Below are 18,158 nucleotides of genomic sequence, written 5' to 3'. Positions count from 1 at the left end.
TCGGCGCCGACGCGGCGCTCCCTTCCGCCCCGCGAGAATCGGGGCATGAGCACGACCATTCCTCGGCGGCCCGCCCCGGTGCGCGGACGTCTGCGCGCCCTGGCAGCCGCCCCCGCCTACCCGTGGTGCACGGGCGCGGTCCTGACCGTGGGGGCGGTCGCCGAACTCAGCGCGTTCCCTGGCTCGCTGACGAACGGGGCCGCCATCCTGATCTCCACGGCCTCGCTGATGTGGCGCCGGGCCTTTCCGCCGGTCGCCCTGGTGAGCGTGGCCGCCGGGCTGCTGAGCTTCGGCGCCGACTCGTCGCTGTCGATCGCGGTGATGATCAGCGGGCTCGCCAGTTGTTACGTCCTCGGCCGCCACCGCGTGCTGCACCCGGCGCTGCTGATCGCGGGCGGCGCGTTCGGGGCCCTCGCGGTGAACCTGTGGCACGTCCTGCGCTGGGCCCGCGACGACCGGCTGCCCGACGTGCCGCCGCTCGGCAACGCCGGGTCACTCGGCCTGTTCGCCGAGGCGTTCGGGCTCTCGGCGGTGATCCTCGGCGCCGTCTGCATGGGCGACGCGGTGCGCTCCCGCGAGGAGACACGGCGTGAACGCGCCCATACGCAGGCACAGTTGATCGCCGAGGAGCGGCGGCGGGCGGCCGAGGCCGAGCGCGCGGCCATCGCCCGTGAACTGCACGACATCGTCTCGCACTCCGTGTCGATGATCGCGGTGCAGGCGGAGAGCGCGACGTACACGACGCCGGGGCTGAGCCCGCAGGCCCGTGACGGCTTCCAGCAGATCGCGGGGACGGCCCGCGCGTCCCTGGCCGAGCTGCGCCGGCTCCTCGGCGTCCTGCGCACCCCGGCCCCGCGGCACACTGGAACCACCGCGGTCGCCGCGACCGCCCCGCAGCCCACCCTCGACCACCTCGACGAACTCATCGACCAGCACCGCGCGGTGGGCGGAGCCGCGGAGCTGCGGATCAGCGGGGAGCGGGTGCCGCTGGCCGCCGTGTGGGAGCTGTCGGCGTACCGCATCGTGCAGGAGTCCCTGACGAACGCCCGCAAGCACGCCCCGGGCGCCCGCGCGCTCGTCGAACTCGACTACCGCAAGGACCGGTTGGCGCTCCGCGTCACCGACGACGGCCCCGGGCCGCCGCGTGACGGCGGCGGCGCGGGCGGCCACGGCCTGACCGGCATGCGTGAGCGCGCCGCCCTGGTCGGCGGCAGCCTCACCGCGGGCGCGGGCCGCGACGGCGGGTTCCGCGTGGAGGCGGAACTGCCGTGGTGACGAAGGACATCCAGGCTCCGATGAGGAACGGACCCGCTCCGGAGCGGAAGGGGCCCGCAGTGATCAGAACCCTCGTCGCGGACGATCAGGCCGTCGTGCGCACCGGTTTCGTGAACCTCCTGGGCACCCAGGACGACATCCAGGTCGTCGCCGAGGCCGAGGACGGCGCCCAGGCCGTCCGCCTCGCCGCCGAGCACCGCCCCGACCTGGTCCTGCTCGACATCCGTATGCCGCACAAGAACGGCATCGACGCGGCCCGCGAGATCCTCGCGGCGTCCGGCGGCGCGACGAAGGCGCTGATGCTGACGACGTTCGGCCTCGACGAGTACGTGTACGAGGCGCTGACCGCCGGGGCCTCGGGGTTTCTGCTGAAGGACGCGACGTTCCCCGAACTGCTGCACGCGGTACGGGTCGTGGCGGCGGGCAACGCCCTGCTGTCGCCCGAGATCACCAAGCGTCTCGTCGCCGAGTTCACGCGCCAGCGGGCCGCTGTCCCCCCGGTCCCCGCGGGCGGCGTCGAAGGGCTGACGGCCCGTGAGGTGGAGGTGCTCGTCCTCATCGCGCAGGGCCTGTCGAACGCGGAGATCGCCGACCGCCTCACGATCACCGACCACACGGTGAAGACGCACATCAACCGCCTCTTCACCAAGATGGGGCTGCGCGACCGGGCACAGGCGGTGATCCTCGCGTACGAACGGGGACTGGTGAGGGCCGCGGCGGCGCGGGGCTGAGCCGGGAGCACCCAGACGGGGCCGGTGCCACAGGGGGACGCCACAGGTCGGTGCCACAGGGAGTGCCACAGGCCGGTGCCGCAGGGCGGCGCGCGCACGCTAGACCGGCTTGCGCACCGCCGACACGCCCGCCTCCGCCGCCGCACCCCCGAGAACCACGACATCCCCCGCGTCGAAAGCGACCCCGACCCTCTCGCCCACCTCCGGCGCCTCCCGCAGCGCGCACGCCGCCTCCAGGCGCGGTCCTTCCGCCGGCTGGAGTCGCACCGCGACATGGGTGCCGCGGAAGGTGCGTGCCGTCACGGCGCAGGGCAGCCCCTGCTCGACGGGGACGAGACGCACCCCGGCCGGCCGCACCAGGATCTCGCACCGCCCGGCGGGGGCGCCCCTCGGCACGGGGACCTTGCCCCATGCCGTGTCGGCCGTCTCGCCGGTGACCGTCGCCGGAAGCACGTTCTCGAAGCCGAGGAACCGAGCCACGAACTCGTCCACCGGGCGCTGCCACACCTCAAGGGGCGTGCCGGACTGGGCGATCCGCCCCTCCCGCATCACGACGACCCGGTCGGCGAGCACGAAGGCCTCACCCTGGTCGTGCGTGACGGCGAGCACCGTCGTGCCCAACTCGTCGAAGAGTTCCCGCAGTTCGACGACGAGGCGTTCGCGCAGGGAGCGGTCGAGCTGACCCAGCGGCTCGTCGAGCATCAGCAGCCGGGGGCGGGGCGCGAGCGCGCGCGCGAGGGCGACCCGCTGCTGCTCCCCGCCGGACAGCGAGGCGACCGCCCGCCGCTGTGCCTTCGGCAGGCCGACGAGTTCGAGCAACTCGGCGACGCGGCCGGCCTGTTCGGCGCGCGAGGCGCCCCGCATGCGCAGCCCGAAGGCGACATTGCCCGCCACGTCGCGCTGCGGGAAAAGCTGGTGGTCCTGGAACATCAGGCCGACGCCCCGCTTGTGCGCCGGCACCCCGCGCTGGTCACGCCCGCCGAGCTCGATGCGCCCCGCGTCGAGCGACTGGAGCCCTGCGACGGCCCGCAGCAGCGTCGACTTGCCGCTGCCGCTCGGCCCGAGCACGCAGACGATCTCGTGCTCGGCGACCTCCAGGTCCACGGCGTCGAGCACGGCCCGCGCCCCGAACCGGACGGTCGCCTCACGCAGGCTCAGCAAGGCGGTCGTCATCAGAACTCCCCCGAAGTGCGGTCGGTACGGATGCGTTCCAGCAGCAGCAGCGACACCGCGCACACCACCATCAGGATGGTCGAAAGGGCCATCGCCTGGCCGTAGTTGAGGTCCCCGGCCCGCCCGAGCAGCCGCGCCACGGCCACCGGAAGGGTCGGGTTGTCGGGCCGCGCGATGAAGACGGTCGCCCCGAACTCGCCGAGCGACACCGCGAAGGCGAACCCGGCGGCGATCAGCAGCGCCCGCCGCACCATCGGCAGGTCCACCTCCCGCCAGGCCCGCAGCGGCGACGCCCCGAGCACGGCCGCCGCCTCCCGGAGCCGCCCGTCCACCGCGCGCAGGACGGGCAGCATGGTGCGTACGACGAAGGGCACGCCGACGAGGGCCTGGGCGAGCGGCACCAGGATCCAGGTGGCCCGCAGATCAAGGGGCGGCTCGTCCAGCGCGATCAGGAACCCGAAGCCGACGGTCACCGCCGATACCCCGAGCGGCAGCATGAGCAGTGCGTCGAATCCGCGTACGAGACGACCGGCTCTGCGCGTCAGCGCGGCCGCCGCAAGCCCGCCGATGATGACCGCGATGCCGGTGGCCACCACCGCGTACTGGAGCGAATTCCACACCGCCTCGATCGGCGGCACGAGGAAGGCACCGCCCTCCGCCGAGGTCAGCTCCCGGTAGTACGCGAATCCATGGCCGCCGGGAGCGTCGAGGGAGCGCTGGACCAGCACGCCGAGCGGCAGCAGTATCAGCACGGCGACCGTGGCCATGACCAGGCCGAGCAGCGTCCACTGCCCCGCGCCGCGCGGGCGGCGGGCCACGGCCGAGGCGTCGACCAGCTTCAGCGCGCTCTCGCGCCGCCGCACGGTCCAGGCATGGATCGCGAGGATGAGCCCGACCGCCGCGAACTGCACGACGGTCAGGACGGCGGCCGTGGGCAGGTCGAGCAACTGCGCGGTCTGCCGGTAGATCTCCACCTCGAGTGTGGAGTACGCGGGCCCGCCGAGGATCTGGACGATGCCGAAGGAGGTGAAGGTGAAGAGGAAGACCATGAGGGCGGCGGCCGCGACGGCCGGCCCGAGCGCGGGCAGCGTCACCGTCCGCCAGGCCCTCCAGCGCGAGGCGCCGAGCATCCGCGCGGCCTCCTCCTGGCGCGGGTCGAGCTGTGACCAGAGCCCGCCGACGGTGCGGACGACGACCGCGTAGTTGAAGAACACGTGCGCGAGCAGGATCGCCCACACGGTGGTGTCGAGCCGCACACCCCACAGCTCGTCGAAGAGCCCGCCCCGCCCGATCAGCGCCAGGAACGCCGTGCCGACCACGACGGTGGGCAGCACGAACGGCACGGTGACGACGGCCCGCAGCACCTGCTTGCCCGGGAAGTCGAAGCGCGCGAAGACATACGCGCCGGGGAGCGCGATCAGCAGCGTGAGCGCGGTCGACGCGAGCGCCTGCCAGGTGGTGAACCACAGGACGTGCCGGATGTCGGACTGCCCGAGCACGTCCACGATCCGCCCGAACCGCCAGCCGCCGTCCACGTGCAGTCCGCGCGCGACGATCGCCGTGACCGGATAGGCGAAGAAGAGCGCGAAGAACGCGACGGGCACGGCCATCAGACCGAGCCGAGCCGCGCCCCCGCGGCTGAATCCCCTGAGGGGACGGGCCTTTACTTCAGTACGAGCGAGGTCCACGACTTGATCCACGGCTCGCGGTTGTCGGCGATCTTCTTCGGGTCCATGGTCTGCGGCTCGTCGACCGTCACACCGTGCTTCGTGAACAGCTCGGGCAGCTCGACGCCCTCCCGCACCGGGTTCACGAACATGTTCAGCGGCATGTCCGCCTGGAACTCCTCGCCCGCCAGGAAGTCCAGGAGCGCCTTGCCGCCCTTGGCGTTCTTGGCGTTGCCGAGCAGGCCCGCGTACTCGACCTGGCGGAAGCACGTGCCGGTCGCGACGCCGGTCGGCGCCTCCTTGGGCCGCGGCTTGCCGTAGAGCACCTCCACGGGCGGCGAAGAGGCGTAGGAGACGACGAGCGGCCGGTCGCCCTTGGCCTTCTTGCCGCCCGCGGACCCGGAGAACTCCTCGTTGTACGCCTGCTCCCAGCCGTCGACGACCTTGACGCCGTTGGCCTTGAGCTCCTTCCAGTAGCTCTCCCAGCCCTTGTCGCCGTACTTCGCGGCGGTGCCGAGCAGGAAGCCGAGGCCGGGCGACGAGGTCGAGGCGTTCTCGGTGACCAGCAGATTCTTGTACTGCGGCTTGAGCAGATCGTCGAAGGACTTCGGCGGCGCGAGCTTCTTGTCGGCGAAGTACTTCTTGTCGTAGTTGACACAGATGTCGCCGCTGTCGACAGGTGTCACACGGTGCTTGCCCTGGTCGACGCGGTACTCCGGCTTGATCTTGTCGGAGCCCTTGGCCTCGTACGACTGGAAGAGGCCGTTGTCGAGCGCCCGCGACAGCAGGGTGTTGTCGACTCCGAAGAAGACGTCGCCCTGCGGGTTGTCCTTGGAGAGGATCGCCTTGTTCACGGCGGCGCCCGCGTCCCCGTCCTTGAGGACCTTGACCTGGTACCCGGACCGCTTCTCGAATTCCTTCAGCACGTCCTTGGAGACGTTGAAGGAGTCATGGCTGACGAGCGTGACGGACTTGGAGTCCGCCTTCGAGGCGTCGTCGCCGGAGCCGCACGCCGAGACGGCGACGAGCCCGAGACCCACCGCGATGGCGACGGACGTGATCTTCTTGGTGCTCACTGAGTTGTCCTCCTGGGTGTCCAGGAAGAGACGCGGCCCTGCCCGCCGACCGGATGGCCGCGGGCAGGGCGCAACAGCTTGAGTGGTGCCCGAACTTCCTACCCAGAATGACCTGGGCGAGGTTCAGAGGGTCTGCGGCCCACCTGTCCAAGGTGCCGCACTCTCAGCGCTGTGGCGCTCCCCTGTCGGAATATGCAGATGTGTGTACGACGGCCAGACTACCTCTCGGCCGCGGCGAGCTGACCGCACGCCCCGTCGATCTCCTGGCCCCGGGTGTCCCGGATCGTGACCGGCACACCATGGGCGGCGATGGCCTCCACGAACGCTTTCTCGTCCTCGGGCCGCGAGGCCGTCCACTTCGAGCCCGGCGTGGGGTTCAGCGGGATCAGGTTCACGTGCACCGGCTTGCCCTTGAGCAGCCGGCCGAGGCGGTCACCGCGCCACGCGTGGTCGTTGATGTCGCGGATCAGCGCGTACTCGATGGAGAGGCGGCGCCCCGACTTGGCCGCGTACTCCCAGCCGGCGTCGAGCACCTCCCGCACCTTCCACTTGGTGTTGACCGGCACGAGGGTGTCTCGCAGGTCGTCGTCCGGGGCGTGCAGCGAGATCGCGAGACGGCACTTGAAGCCCTCGTCGGAGAACCGGTGGATGGCGGGGACGAGCCCCACCGTCGACACCGTGATCCCGCGCTGCGAGAGCCCGAGGCCGTCCGGCTCGGGGTCGGTGAGGCGGCGGATGGCACCGGTCACGCGGTTGTAGTTGGCCAGCGGCTCGCCCATGCCCATGAAGACGATGTTGGACAGACGGGCGGGCCCGCCGGGGATCTCGCCGTCGCGCAGCGCGCGCATGCCGTCGACGATCTGGTGCACGATCTCGCCCGTCGACAGGTTCCGGTCGAGACCGGCCTGGCCGGTGGCGCAGAACGGGCAGTTCATGCCGCATCCGGCCTGGGAGCTGATGCACATCGTGACCCGGTCGGGGTACCGCATGAGCACCGACTCCACCAGCGTCCCGTCGAAGAGCCGCCAGAGCGTCTTGCGGGTGGTGTCGTCGTCACAGCTGATGTGCCGCACCACGGACATCAGGTCGGGCAGCAGAGCCTCACGGAGCTTGTCGCGCGCGCCGGCGGGGATGTCGGTCCACTCGGCCGGGTCGTGGGCGTACCGCGCGAAGTAGTGCTGCGAGAGCTGCTTGGCGCGGAACGGCTTCTCGCCGATGGCGGCGACGGCCTCCTTGCGCTCGGCGGGCGTGAGGTCGGCGAGGTGCCGCGGGGGCTTCTTGGCTCCGCGGGGCGCGACGAAGGTGAGTTCTCCGGGTACAGGCATGGTCCATCCAGTGTCGCAGACATACGACGAGGGGCCCGCCGCCCTGTGGACAACGGACCCCTCACACACATTCGCGCAGGTCAGACCAGGTAGAGGTCAGCCGGACCCGACAAAGATCACCAGCAGGAGCCAGACGACCGGCGCCGTCGGCAGCAGGGAATCCAGGCGGTCCATGATGCCGCCGTGCCCCGGCAGAAGCGTGCCCATGTCCTTGATGCCGAGGTCCCGCTTGATCATCGACTCGCCGAGATCGCCGAGCGTGGCGCTCGCCGCGACCGCGAGGCCGATGAGCAGCCCCTGCCACCACGTCCCGCCGTCGATCAGGAACTCCATGCACAGCGCGCCCGCCGCCATCGCGAACGTGATCGCGCCGAGCAGGCCCTCGCGGGTCTTGCCGGGGCTGATGCGCGGCGCCAGCTTGTGCTTGCCGAAGCGCCAGCCGACCGCGTACGCCCCGGTGTCGCTGACCACGGTCAGGAGCAGGAAGGTGAGCACCCGCTGCGGTCCGTCGTCCGCGGTGAGCATCAGCGCCACGAACGTGGCGAGGAACGGGACGTAGAAGGCCGCGAAGACCCCCGCCGTGACGTCCTTCAGATAGCCCTCGGGAGGCTCGGTCATGCGCCAGACCAGGACGGCGAGCGCGGTGAGCGCCATCGCCACCCAGGCGCCCTCGGGGCCCCGGACGTAGCCGGCGACGACCATCGCCGCGCCGCCCACCGCGAGCGGCACCAGCGGCGCCTTGATGGCCTTGCGCTCCTCCAGGCGGGAGGTGAGCTCCCAGAGGCCGACCACCACGGCGACCGCTATCACGCCGATGAAGGCGGCCTTCACGATGAACAGCGACGCGATGATCACCGCGCCGAGACCCACACCGACTCCTATGGCCGCACCGAGATCGCGGCCCGCGCTCTTCTTCGGCGCGGGCTGCGGCGCTGCCGGGGCGGGCTGTGGTGCGCTGGGCATGGGCTCCTGCGAGGGCTCGTCACGGAACAGGGGGCCGCCCATCCGAGTGGCCCCCCGGTCGTCCTGGTCAGAGCCGCTCACCGGTGCGTCGGGCACGATGGGCATCGGCTGCGTCACGGACGGAAGCAGCGCGTCCTGCGCATCGTACGCGGGACCTGCCGGGGGCGCCCCCTGACCAGGTCCCTGGTCGGGCGGCCCCCAATACCCGGCTCTGGGCGGCGCCCCCCAGGAAGAGTCGTTCACGGATCGGTTTCCTGATTCCTCGGACTCGAGCCTCAGACTTCGAGCAGCTCGGCTTCCTTGTGCTTGAGCAGCTCGTCCACCTGAGCGACGTACTTCGCGGTGGTGTCGTCCAGCTCCTTCTCGGCGCGGCGGCCCTCGTCCTCACCGATGTCGCCGTCCTTGACGGCCTTGTCGATGGTCTCCTTCGCCTTGCGGCGGATGGAGCGGATCGAGATCTTGGAGTCCTCGGCCTTGGTCTTGGCGACCTTGATGTACTCCTTGCGGCGGTCCTGCGTCAGCTCGGGGAAGGTCACCCGGATGATGTTGCCGTCGTTGCTCGGGTTGACGCCGAGGTCGGAGTCGCGGATCGCCTGCTCGATGTTGCGCAGCGCGGTCTTGTCGAACGGGGTCACCACCGCCATCCTCGGCTCGGGCACCGAGAACGAGGCCAGCTGGTTGATCGGCGTCAGCGCGCCGTAGTAGTCCGCCACGATCTTGTTGAACATCGCCGGGTGCGCACGGCCGGTGCGGATCGCGGCGAAGTCCTCCTTGGCGACCACGACGGCCTTCTCCATCTTCTCCTCGGCCTCGAGGAGGGTCTCTTCGATCACCACTTGCTCCTGCGTGTCTTGAGTAGGCCCGGCTAGCACGGGGCGGCCGGCTGCGTCGCGTGTCTTTCCTGCACGGTGTCCGACCGGCAGGGCTTTGTCCATCCCCTCAAGGGGCGTCTCGCGTACGTCCCTTGAGTCGGGCTCAGATCCCTGAGGCCCAAGGCCCTGAGGTCAGTTCCGGCTTCCCTGGTCGCCCACGAGTGTGCCGATCTTCTCACCCTTGACGGCTCGGGCGATATTGCCCTCGGAGAGCAGCTCGAAGACGAGGATGGGCAGCTTGTTGTCCCGGCACAGCGTGATGGCGGTCATGTCGGCGACCTTGAGGTCGCGGGTGATGACCTCGCCGTAGCCGAGAGCGTCGAACTTCACCGCGTCGGGGTTGGTCTTCGGGTCGGAGTCATAGACGCCGTCCACGCCGTTCTTGCCCATGAGCAGCGCCTCGGCGTCGATCTCCAGGGCGCGCTGCGCGGCGGTGGTGTCGGTGGAGAAGTACGGCATGCCCATACCGGCGCCGAAGATGACCACACGGCCCTTCTCCAGGTGGCGCACGGCGCGCAGCGGGATGTACGGCTCCGCGACCTGGCCCATGGTGATGGCGGTCTGGACGCGGCAGTCGATGCCCTCCTTTTCCAGGAAGTCCTGGAGGGCGAGGCAGTTCATGACCGTGCCGAGCATGCCCATGTAGTCCGAGCGGGCCCGGTCCATGCCGCGCTGCTGGAGCTCGGCGCCGCGGAAGAAGTTGCCGCCGCCGATGACGACGGCGATCTGGGCGCCGTCGCGGACCACGGCCGCGATCTCCCGGGCGATGGCGTGCACCACGTCGGGGTCGACCCCGAGGCCGCCTCCACCGGCGAACGCCTCACCGGAGAGCTTCAGCAGGAAGCGTCCGGCAACTTTGCCGTCGTCACTCTTCGAGTCGGCCTTGGTGGTCATGGTGTTCTCGCTTCTCTTACTTGACACACATACGAAAAAGGCCACTGCCGGTGGGGTGTCGTTCGCATCCCATGCTCGGCAGTGGCCTCCTCGTCAGATCCTGCGGTCGTACATCGCGTACGGGGTTCCCCTTCCGGGGCTCCCCACGCGGGCGACCGCTGTCGACCCTATAGGGGGCCTACCGTCGATCGCGGTACGGACTCAGATACCGACCTTGATGCGCGTGAAGCGCTTCAGGGTGACACCGGCCTCGGCGAGAACCTTCTCGACCGACTTCTTGTTGTCCAGCGCGTACGGCTGGCCGAGGAGGGTGGCCTCCTTGAAGAAGCCGTTGACGCGACCCTCGACGATCTTCGGGAGCGCGGCCTCGGGCTTGCCCTCGGCGCGGGTGGTCTCCTCGGCGACGCGACGCTCGGACTCGACGACCTCGGCCGGCACGTCCTCCTTGGAGAGGTACTTCGGCGCGAAGGCGGCGATGTGCTGCGCGATGCCCTTGGCGACGTCGGCGTCGGCCTTGTCCAGCTCGACGAGGACACCGATCTGCGGGGGCAGGTCGGGCATCGTGCGGTGCATGTACGCGGAGACGTAGGCGCCGGAGAACTGCGCGAAGCGGTCCAGGACGATCTTCTCGCCGAGGTTGGCGTTGGCCTCGTCGACGTACGCCTGGACGGTCTTGCCGGCCTCGATCTCGGAGGCGAGCAGCGCCTCGAGGTCGGCCGGGGACGTCTTGGCGATGTGGGCGGCGAGGTTGTTCGCCACGGCCTGGAACTTCTCGCCCTTGGCGACGAAGTCCGTCTCGCACTTCAGCTCGACGATGACGCCGGAGGTGTTGTCGTCGGCGATGAGGGAGACCACGGCGCCGTTCTCGGCGGAGCGGCCCTCGCGCTTGGCGACGCCCTTCTGGCCCTTGATGCGGAGCGCCTCGACGGCCTTGTCGACGCTGCCCTCGGCCTCGTCGAGCGCCTTCTTGCAGTCCATCATGCCGGCGCCCGTGAGCTCACGGAGCTTCTTGACGTCAGCGGCGGTGTAGTTCGCCATGATCGAAAATTCTCTCTCGAAGTCTTGAAAGATCTACGGAGGTCTACGGGTGAACGGCGGGGGCCGATCGGGCCCCCGCCGTCAACTACCGAACCTGTGAGGTCAGGCCTGCTCGGCGTCCGCGGCCGGGGCCTCGGCTGCGGGGGCCTCGGCGGCGGGAGCCTCGGCGGCGTCCTCGGCCGGCTTCTCCTCGGCCTCGGGGGCCTCGGCGGCCTTCTCGCCCTCGGCGTCGGCCTTCTTGTCGCCCTCGAGCAGGTCGCGCTCCCACTCGGCGAGCGGCTCGCCGGCGGCCTTCTCGCCCGGCTTCGAGTCACCGGTGGCGGCACCGGAACGGGCGATGAGGCCCTCGGCGACGGCGTCGGCGATCACGCGGGTGAGCAGCGTGACGGAGCGGATCGCGTCATCGTTGCCGGGGATCTTGTAGTCGACCTCGTCGGGGTCGCAGTTGGTGTCGAGGATGGCGACGACCGGGATGTTGAGCTTCCGGGCCTCGCCGACCGCGATGTGCTCCTTCTTGGTGTCCACGATCCAGACGGCGCTGGGCACCTTGGACATCTCGCGGATACCACCGAGGGTCTTCTCCAGCTTGGCCTTCTCGCGCGAGAGCACGAGAAGCTCCTTCTTGGTCAGACCGGAGGCGGCGACGTCCTCGAAGTCGATCTGCTCGAGCTCCTTGAGGCGCTGCAGACGCTTGTAGACGGTCGAGAAGTTGGTGAGCATGCCGCCCAGCCAGCGCTGGTTGACGTAGGGCATGCCGACGCGGGTGGCCTGCTCGGCGATGGCCTCCTGCGCCTGCTTCTTCGTGCCGACGAACATGACCGTGCCGCCGTGGGCGACGGTCTCCTTGACGAACTCGTAGGCGCGGTCGATGTACGACAGCGACTGGAGCAGGTCGATGATGTAGATGCCGTTGCGCTCGGTGAAGATGAAGCGCTTCATCTTCGGGTTCCAGCGACGGGTCTGGTGACCGAAGTGGACGCCGCTTTCCAGCAGCTCCCGCATCGTGACGACGGCCATGGCCGTTCTCCTTGAGATTCTCGGTTGTGCCGCGTGTGCCGGACGGCACTCGCGCCTGACGCCCGCTGTGCGCCTTGCCACGAAGGACCGAGGGGCGCTGACACCGGCTGTTGATGGCCTGATGTCGGGGCGTGCGAAGTCGACCCGGTGACCCGGATCGCCACAAGAAGTGTACGGGACCCGCGGGGCGCCAAGTGACGCCGCCGTCCGTGACCTGGCGGCGGAGCCGTCGAAGCCGATGACGCCGTCGATACCGGCGGTGCCGGTGGTGCCGTCCATGTCGTCGGGGGGTTAGGGGGCCTCTTTCACTCACACGGGTGACGACGCTGTCCACAACCGGCCGGTACTCCACGGATCCGGACCATGATCCCTACGGATCGGCGGGACGCGGGACGGTTCTGCCATGCCTGTCATCCGCCTGGAACTGCTCCTGCCGACGCTGGCCGCACTGCTGGCGGCCGCCCTGAACCCCCCGGCCCCTCCCCCGGGACCGCCCCCGGCGTCCTCCCCGCCACGCGTGGCGGGGAACTGGCCGGTGGGCACCCACCCGCCGGTCCTGCGCGCCTGGGATCCGCCCTCGACCGCGTACGGCGCGGGCCACCGGGGCGTCGATCTCGCCGCACCCCCCGGCACGGCCGTCCGGGCGGTGGCACCCGGCCGGGTGTCGTTCGCGGGCAGGGTGGCGGGCGAGGGCGTGGTCTCGGTGGAGCTGGACGGCACGGGAGATCCTCCGCTGCGCACGACGTACGAGCCGGTGCGGCCCACCGTGAAGAAGGGCGCCGAGGTCACCGCGGGTGAGGAGGTCGGCGTCCTGGAACCGCCGACGGGGCACTGCGCCGGGGGCTGCCTGCACTGGGGTCTGCTCAGGGGCGAGACCTACCTCGATCCCCTGAGGCTGCTGCCACCGTGGCTGCTGCGCCGGGGCCCGTCGCGACTGCTGCCCCTCACGGACGCACCGCCTGGGATGCGGGCGGGCGTGGCATGGGATGGATGGGATCCCGGCCGGGGTCTCAGCCCCGCACGCCTCGCAGGGCCATGGCCACGGCCGCCTCGGTGATGGCCTCGGGCTCTTCGGCGACGCCGAGCTCGATCCGCCGCACGGCCGCGTCCACGATGCCCTGGAGGAGCATCGCCGCCATCCGGGGCTGCTCGTGCCCGAGCTCTTCGAGCGCCTCGACGATCATCGCGATGAGCCCGCCGTGCGCGGCCCGGATCTTCTCCCTCGCCCCGGCGTCGAGCTCACTGGCGGAGATGGCGACCACGGCGCGGTGCCGTCGGTCGCCGACCAGCGCCAGCTGCCGCCGCACATAGGCCTCGACCTTGCCCTCGGCGGACTCCGCGCCTTCCATGGCCGCCGACACCTCGGCCGCCCAGACGGGAAAGTCCACCTCGCACAGCTCTTCGACCACGGCCGCCCGCGACCGGAAGTACTCGTAGACGGACGACCGGGCGAGACCGGTGCGCTCGGCGAGGGCGGGGAAGGTCAACGCCTCCGTACCGCCTTCGGACAACAGGGACCGCGCGGCGTCCAGCAGGGCCCCGCGCTGCATCGTCCGGTGCTCGGCCACTGAGGCCGCTCGAATCCTTGGCACGGTTCCACTTTACGGACGGGACGCGCCGCACGGGAGTCACGGCGGGGCGCACAACCGTCGGGCAGGGACGATTCAGCTCACTCGACGCACCGCGTCAGCGACCAAAACTGGCCAGCTTCGCGCGCAGCTGGAGCACCGATTTCGTGTGGATCTGGCTCACCCGGCTCTCGGTCACCCCGAGCACATTGCCGATCTCGGCGAGCGTGAGCCCTTCGTAGTAGTAGAGCGTCACGACGGTCTTCTCACGCTCGGGCAGGGTGTTGATCGCCCGCGCGAGCAGCCTGCGCAGCTCCCGGTCCTCGGCGACCTCCACGGGGTTGTCGGCCGCGTGGTCCTCGAGGGTGTCCATCAGGCTCAGCCGGTCGCCACCGTCGCCGCCGACGTGCAGCAGCTCTTCGAGCGCCACCACGTTCGCCAGGGACAACTGGCTGAAAACCGCGTGCAGTTCCTCCAGCGCGATCCCCATCTCGGCGGCGACCTCGCTCTCCGAGGGGGTCCGCCGCAGCTGCGCCTCCAAGGTGGCGTAGGCACGCTCGACATTGCGCGCCTTCTGGCGCACGGACCGCGGGATCCAGTCGAGCGCCCGCAGCTCGTCGATCATGGCCCCGCGAATGCGGGTGATCGCATAGGTCTCGAACTTGATCGACCGCTCGATGTCGAACTTCTCGATCGCGTCGATCAGCCCGAACACCCCGGACGAGACGAAGTCGGCCTGCTCCACATTGGGCGGCAGGCCCACGCTCACCCGGCCCGCGACGTACTTCACCAGCGGTGAGTAGTGCAGGATCAGCTGCTCCCGCAGCCGCCCGTCCCCGGTCTCCTTGTACGACCGCCACAACTCGTCCAGCGACGAGGGAGCGGGGGGCCGCTCCTGCTCGCCGCTACGGGCGGCGGGAGGGACCGCCGCCCGGTCGGACCCTGAGGTGTGCTGGGGCATTCGTCGCCTTGAGCCGTTCTGCCGTGAACCGGTGAGGTCGCGTGGGTCGGTGACATCGCGCGAGGCGGCGAATCCACCGGGGCCGCCCGCGCTCGTCTGGTGGTGCGTTTGCGTGAAGTGAATGAGGTTGTCCGTCTGGTTGCCTGTCCGCGTCGGAATCCTTGTGAGCGTAGCGTGACTGAAGTGTCGCAGTGAGCGAAGACTATGGGATCGTGCGTGCGCAGATACGTTCCGCTGGGTGGCCCTCGGAGCCGCCTCCGTCGCCGTGGGTGACGACGTCGGCGCATCAACTGCGCGATTTCCCAAGGTCGTCGGGGGTTCATCCGTCCGGCGGAACACACTCGGTCACGATTCACCTCCAGTAGCGAAGACGGCCGCGAACGCCTGGCGTGTCAACTGCCAGCCGTCGCCGTGTCGTTCGACGAACCCCAACGACTGAAGCTCGTACAAGCGCCCTACCGCGTCGTCCACGCTCGTCCCCGCGCCGACAGCGACGTCCCCGGCCGTCGCCCGACCTCGCGCGGGCAGCGCGGCCAGGACGCGGGCCGCCCCCGGCGCGAGCAGATCGCGCGGCAGGACGGGGCCCCGCCGCTCCGGGGCCAGGTCGCCCATGTCACCGACCAGCTCGACGACTTCCGCGGCATCGGTCACCAGGGCGCCGTCACCCCGCAGCAGTTCATGGACCCCGGCGGAGAGGCCACTGGTCGCGGGCCCCGGCACCCCCATGGTGAAGCGCCCCAGCTCCTGGGCGCCACGGGCCGTGGCCAGCGCCCCGCTGCGGTACGCCGCCTCCACCACCACCGTCCCTCGAGTGAGGGCGGCGATCAGCCTGTTCCGGAGGATGAAACGGCTCGGTGTCGGATGGTCACCCGGCGGCAACTCCCCGACCACCAGGCCCTGTTCCGCGATCCGCCCGATCAGCTCGGCGTGGCCGCGGGGATAGGCCCGGTCCACCCCACAGGCCAGCACGGCCACGGTGGCCCCGCCCGCGCCGAGCGCTCCGCGGTGCGCGGCGCCGTCCACGCCGTACGCCCCGCCCGAGACCACCACCCAGCCGCGCTCCGCCAGGCCCGCGCCCAGCTCGGCCGCCATGTGCGCGCCGTACTGCGTGCAGGCCCGGGCTCCGACGACGGCCACCGACCGCACCGCCCATATCCGCAGGGAAGCCCTCCCCCGCACCCAGAGCCCGATCGGCCGGGCGTCCCCGAGGTCGTCCAGCGGCAGCGGCCACTCCGCGTCCCCGGGGCACACGAACCGCGCCCCGACATCCCCCGCCGCTTCCAGGTCCTCCTGCGGCCGGGCCCTGGCGGCCCGTGCCCGCAGCCCATCCCAGCGCCGCGCGGTCACTCCCGAGAGCCGCTTCTCCTCCCCGCGGAGCCTGAGCAGCACCTCCACGGGCCCGGCCTCCCGGAGCCACCGGCCCCCGATCTCGTCCCCCGGTTCGAGCACCCGGGTCAGGGCGACCCTGGCCAGGCGATCCTCGTCCGTCGGCGGTTCCGCGCTCACCTCGGGGCTCCGATCGGCTCGATCGCCACCGGCACGCCGCGCGCGATTCCCGTGCGCAGTTGCAGCGCCAGGGCGACGTCCTGCGCGGAGGGCCGGTCGTGCCCCGCCAGATCGGCGACGGTCCACGCCACCCGCAGGACGCGGTCGAGGCCGCGGGCGGTCAGGAAGCCGCGCTCCAGGTCCAGCTCGGCCGCGTCCAGCGCTCCGGGAGCGGCGGGCCACCGGGTGCGCAGCGCATGCCCCGGCACCTCGCTGTTGGTCCGCCATCCGGTGCCGGACAGCCTGGCGGCCGCTCTCTCCCGGGCGGCGCGGACGCGGTCGGCGACGGTCCGGGTGGACTCCCCCGGCGTGCCGTACCCGGCCAGTTCGGAGCGGGTGACGGCCTCCACCTCGACCTTCAGGTCCACCCGGTCGAGCAGCGGCCCCGAGAGGCGCGCCTGATAGCGGCGGATGACGGAGGAGGGGCATTCGCAGCCGTCACCGAGCAGCGTGTGCCGGCCGCAGGGGCAGGGGTTGGCCGCCAGCACCATCAGGAACTTCGCCGGCAGCCGCACCACCCCGGCGCTCCGCGCGATGACCACATGGCCCGATTCGAGAGGCTGCCGCAAGGAGTCCAGGGCCCGGCTGCTGAATTCCGGCGCCTCGTCCAGAAAGAGCACCCCGCGGTGAGCCAAGGAGACCGCTCCCGGCCGCGCCAGCCCCTGACCGCCGCCCACGAGCGACTGCATCGTCGCGGAGTGGTGTGGGGCGCAGTACGGCGCGATGTCCACCAGCGGCTTGCCCGGCGGGAGCATGCCCGCCACCGAGTGGACCGCGGTCACCTCCAAGGAGTCCTCGCGGGTCAGCCGGGGCAGGATCGCCGGCAGCCGCTCCGCGAGCATGGTCTTGCCCGCGCCCGGCGGCCCCTTGAGGAAGAGGTGGTGGGCCCCCGCGGCGGCCACCTCCACCGCGGTCCTCGCCGACGTCTGCCCGACGACATCCGCCAGGTCCAGCGCGTGGGCATCGTCCATCGCGCCGCCGACACCGAGGCCCGTGCCCACACCGGTGCCCGGCACGCAGAGCCCGGCGAGCATCGGGTCGGGCCGCCCCGTCTCGTCCGGCTCCTCCAGCGGCACCGGCTCGTCGGTGAGGACCGCGATGAGCTGGCGCAGGCTGCGCACCCCGAGGACCGAGACGCCCGGCACCAGCGCGGCCTCGGCGGCCGTGCACTCCGGGACCACCACCTGTTCGTACCCCGCGTCGGCCGCCGCGAGGACCGCCGGCAGCACGCCCCGGACGGGTCGCACCCGTCCGTCGAGCCCGAGCTCACCGATCATCACGACGTCGGCCAGCACCCGTGGGTCGATCCGCTCGGCCGCTCCGAGGACCGCGCACGCGACGGCGAGGTCGAACCCGCTGCCGCCCTTGGGGACCGACGCGGGGCTCAGTCCCACCGTCAGCTTCTTCTGTGGCCACTCCGCGCCCGAGTTGACCACGGCCGCCCTGACGCGGTCCCGGCTCTCCGTCAGGCTCTTGTCCGGCAGCCCCACCAGCGTGAACGCCGCCACGCCGGGCTCCAGATCGGCCTGCACCTCGACGACCACGCCTTCGACGCCGACCAGCGCCACCGAACACGTACGCGCGAATCCCATCAGGCCACCCCCCGCGCATGCTCGACCACGGGGGCTCCGCGCCGCGGGAGCAGGACGCCGATCAGGTCGATGCGGACGCCTCCCGGCGGTGGACCGCCGCGCTCTTCGATCCAGCGCTCCGCCAGGCGCCGCAGCCGCTCCGCCTTGGTCCTGCCCACGGACGCCATCGGGTGTTCGAACAGCGTCGAACCGACCAGACCCGGCGCCCTGCGGGTCTTCACCTCGCAGACGACGAGGGCCTCGCCGTCCATGGCCACGATGTCGATCTCACCGGCCCTGCCCGCGCGCCAATTGCGCGCCAGGACCGTCATCCCCGCCTCGACCAGCCGCCGTGCGGCCAGGTCTTCGCCGTACTTGCCGAGTGCTCCCCGTGCGTTCATGCCGGCACCACCTCCGGCACCCACAGTCACGGTTCGGCCCGCACCTATTGGATCTTGGTGCACAACTCACCGGTTGTGGAA

General features: G+C 71.1%; 17 protein-coding genes and 1 riboswitch. Of the genes, 3 read left to right on the top strand and 14 right to left on the bottom strand.

Annotation, left to right across the window (positions count from 1 at the left end; translation table 11 throughout):
• Positions 1-45: 45 nt before the first annotated feature.
• Positions 46-1,275, top strand: coding sequence for a sensor histidine kinase (locus ACF062_RS32500; protein ID WP_392143183.1), 1,230 nt, complete (start codon positions 46-48; stop codon positions 1,273-1,275).
• A gap of 20 nt (positions 1,276-1,295) precedes the next feature.
• Positions 1,296-2,006 carry a response regulator gene (locus tag ACF062_RS32495; RefSeq protein WP_392143182.1) on the top strand — a complete coding sequence of 237 codons (711 nt, stop codon included), beginning with the start codon at positions 1,296-1,298 and terminating at the stop codon, positions 2,004-2,006.
• A 99-nt stretch (positions 2,007-2,105) separates the two neighbouring features.
• On the opposite strand, the gene ACF062_RS32490 is transcribed toward ACF062_RS32495, so the two are convergent.
• From ACF062_RS32490 to rpsB, 9 genes are all read right to left on the bottom strand, one after another.
• A complete protein-coding gene (locus ACF062_RS32490) occupies positions 2,106-3,179 on the bottom strand; it encodes an ABC transporter ATP-binding protein (protein WP_392143181.1) in 1,074 nt (357 codons plus the stop codon).
• A complete protein-coding gene (locus tag ACF062_RS32485) occupies positions 3,179-4,867 on the bottom strand; it encodes an ABC transporter permease (RefSeq protein ID WP_392143180.1) in 1,689 nt (562 codons plus the stop codon). The genes ACF062_RS32490 and ACF062_RS32485 overlap by 1 nt, the downstream gene beginning before the upstream one ends.
• A complete protein-coding gene (locus ACF062_RS32480) occupies positions 4,843-5,922 on the bottom strand; it encodes a thiamine ABC transporter substrate binding subunit (RefSeq protein WP_392143179.1) in 1,080 nt (359 codons plus the stop codon). Before ACF062_RS32480 ends, ACF062_RS32485 begins: the two co-directional genes overlap by 25 nt.
• Positions 5,923-5,999: 77 nt before the next feature.
• Positions 6,000-6,116, bottom strand: a riboswitch (TPP riboswitch).
• Between the two features lie 24 nt (positions 6,117-6,140).
• Positions 6,141-7,247 (bottom strand): 23S rRNA (adenine(2503)-C(2))-methyltransferase RlmN, encoded by a 1,107-nt coding sequence (rlmN, locus tag ACF062_RS32475; RefSeq protein ID WP_055534624.1) that lies wholly within the window; start codon positions 7,245-7,247, stop codon positions 6,141-6,143.
• Positions 7,248-7,343: 96 nt separating this feature from the next.
• Complete coding sequence (locus ACF062_RS32470; RefSeq protein WP_223777049.1) at positions 7,344-8,453, bottom strand: phosphatidate cytidylyltransferase; 1,110 nt, start codon at positions 8,451-8,453, stop codon at positions 7,344-7,346.
• Between the two features lie 32 nt (positions 8,454-8,485).
• On the bottom strand, positions 8,486-9,043 hold the full coding sequence (gene frr / locus ACF062_RS32465; RefSeq protein WP_223777048.1) for a ribosome recycling factor: 558 nt from the start codon (positions 9,041-9,043) through the stop codon (positions 8,486-8,488).
• Between the two features lie 171 nt (positions 9,044-9,214).
• The gene (gene pyrH, locus ACF062_RS32460; RefSeq protein ID WP_223777047.1) at positions 9,215-9,976 is read right to left on the bottom strand and encodes a UMP kinase; all 762 of its coding nucleotides are present in this window, start codon (positions 9,974-9,976) and stop codon (positions 9,215-9,217) included.
• Positions 9,977-10,177: 201 nt separating this feature from the next.
• Positions 10,178-11,014, bottom strand: a complete 837-nt coding sequence (gene tsf / locus ACF062_RS32455) for a translation elongation factor Ts (RefSeq protein WP_392143178.1) — start codon at positions 11,012-11,014, stop codon at positions 10,178-10,180.
• A 102-nt stretch (positions 11,015-11,116) separates the two neighbouring features.
• Entirely contained in the window at positions 11,117-12,031 is a 915-nt protein-coding gene (rpsB, locus tag ACF062_RS32450; RefSeq protein ID WP_392143177.1) for a 30S ribosomal protein S2, read from the bottom strand.
• Between the two features lie 403 nt (positions 12,032-12,434).
• Between rpsB and ACF062_RS32445 the strand changes: the two genes are divergently transcribed.
• Positions 12,435-13,088: a peptidoglycan DD-metalloendopeptidase family protein gene (locus tag ACF062_RS32445; protein WP_392143176.1), complete on the top strand. Its 654-nt coding sequence runs from the start codon at positions 12,435-12,437 to the stop codon at positions 13,086-13,088.
• Here ACF062_RS32445 and ACF062_RS32440 read toward each other — a convergent pair.
• The 5 genes from ACF062_RS32440 to ACF062_RS32420 form a co-directional block, all read right to left on the bottom strand.
• Positions 13,042-13,599 carry a TetR/AcrR family transcriptional regulator gene (locus ACF062_RS32440; protein ID WP_392143256.1) on the bottom strand — a complete coding sequence of 186 codons (558 nt, stop codon included), beginning with the start codon at positions 13,597-13,599 and terminating at the stop codon, positions 13,042-13,044. The genes ACF062_RS32445 and ACF062_RS32440 overlap by 47 nt on opposite strands.
• Before the next feature lie 118 nt (positions 13,600-13,717).
• Entirely contained in the window at positions 13,718-14,560 is an 843-nt protein-coding gene (gene whiG, locus ACF062_RS32435) for an RNA polymerase sigma factor WhiG (protein ID WP_223777042.1), read from the bottom strand.
• A 345-nt stretch (positions 14,561-14,905) separates the two neighbouring features.
• A complete protein-coding gene (gene dprA / locus ACF062_RS32430; RefSeq protein ID WP_392143175.1) occupies positions 14,906-16,066 on the bottom strand; it encodes a DNA-processing protein DprA in 1,161 nt (386 codons plus the stop codon).
• On the bottom strand, positions 16,063-17,697 hold the full coding sequence (locus tag ACF062_RS32425; protein WP_392143174.1) for a YifB family Mg chelatase-like AAA ATPase: 1,635 nt from the start codon (positions 17,695-17,697) through the stop codon (positions 16,063-16,065). The genes dprA and ACF062_RS32425 overlap by 4 nt, the downstream gene beginning before the upstream one ends.
• Positions 17,697-18,077 carry a YraN family protein gene (locus tag ACF062_RS32420; RefSeq protein WP_356580297.1) on the bottom strand — a complete coding sequence of 127 codons (381 nt, stop codon included), beginning with the start codon at positions 18,075-18,077 and terminating at the stop codon, positions 17,697-17,699. Before ACF062_RS32420 ends, ACF062_RS32425 begins: the two co-directional genes overlap by 1 nt.
• Positions 18,078-18,158: the final 81 nt, after the last annotated feature.

The sequence above is a fragment of the Streptomyces sp. NPDC015345 genome (assembly GCF_043078805.1).
Classification (GTDB): Bacteria; Actinomycetota; Actinomycetes; order Streptomycetales; family Streptomycetaceae; genus Streptomyces.
Note: the sequence above shows the minus strand (reverse complement) of the source record. Positions and strands in the feature narration are given on the sequence as shown.

What these genes read in the sequence shown, in the direction of transcription:
- ACF062_RS32495 (WP_392143182.1), top strand. Translation starts at nt 1,296, where the DNA reads ATGAGGAACGGACCCGCTCCGGAGCGGAAGGGGCCCGCAGTGATCAGA.
- ACF062_RS32420 (WP_356580297.1), bottom strand. Translation starts at nt 18,077, where the DNA reads ATGAACGCACGGGGAGCACTCGGCAAGTACGGCGAAGACCTGGCCGCA.
- ACF062_RS32490 (WP_392143181.1), bottom strand. Translation starts at nt 3,179, where the DNA reads ATGACGACCGCCTTGCTGAGCCTGCGTGAGGCGACCGTCCGGTTCGGG.
- pyrH (WP_223777047.1), bottom strand. Translation starts at nt 9,976, where the DNA reads ATGACCACCAAGGCCGACTCGAAGAGTGACGACGGCAAAGTTGCCGGA.
- rlmN (WP_055534624.1), bottom strand. Translation starts at nt 7,247, where the DNA reads ATGCCTGTACCCGGAGAACTCACCTTCGTCGCGCCCCGCGGAGCCAAG.
- tsf (WP_392143178.1), bottom strand. Translation starts at nt 11,014, where the DNA reads ATGGCGAACTACACCGCCGCTGACGTCAAGAAGCTCCGTGAGCTCACG.
- ACF062_RS32425 (WP_392143174.1), bottom strand. Translation starts at nt 17,697, where the DNA reads ATGGGATTCGCGCGTACGTGTTCGGTGGCGCTGGTCGGCGTCGAAGGC.
- whiG (WP_223777042.1), bottom strand. Translation starts at nt 14,560, where the DNA reads ATGCCCCAGCACACCTCAGGGTCCGACCGGGCGGCGGTCCCTCCCGCC.
- ACF062_RS32445 (WP_392143176.1), top strand. Translation starts at nt 12,435, where the DNA reads ATGCCTGTCATCCGCCTGGAACTGCTCCTGCCGACGCTGGCCGCACTG.
- rpsB (WP_392143177.1), bottom strand. Translation starts at nt 12,031, where the DNA reads ATGGCCGTCGTCACGATGCGGGAGCTGCTGGAAAGCGGCGTCCACTTC.
- ACF062_RS32500 (WP_392143183.1), top strand. Translation starts at nt 46, where the DNA reads ATGAGCACGACCATTCCTCGGCGGCCCGCCCCGGTGCGCGGACGTCTG.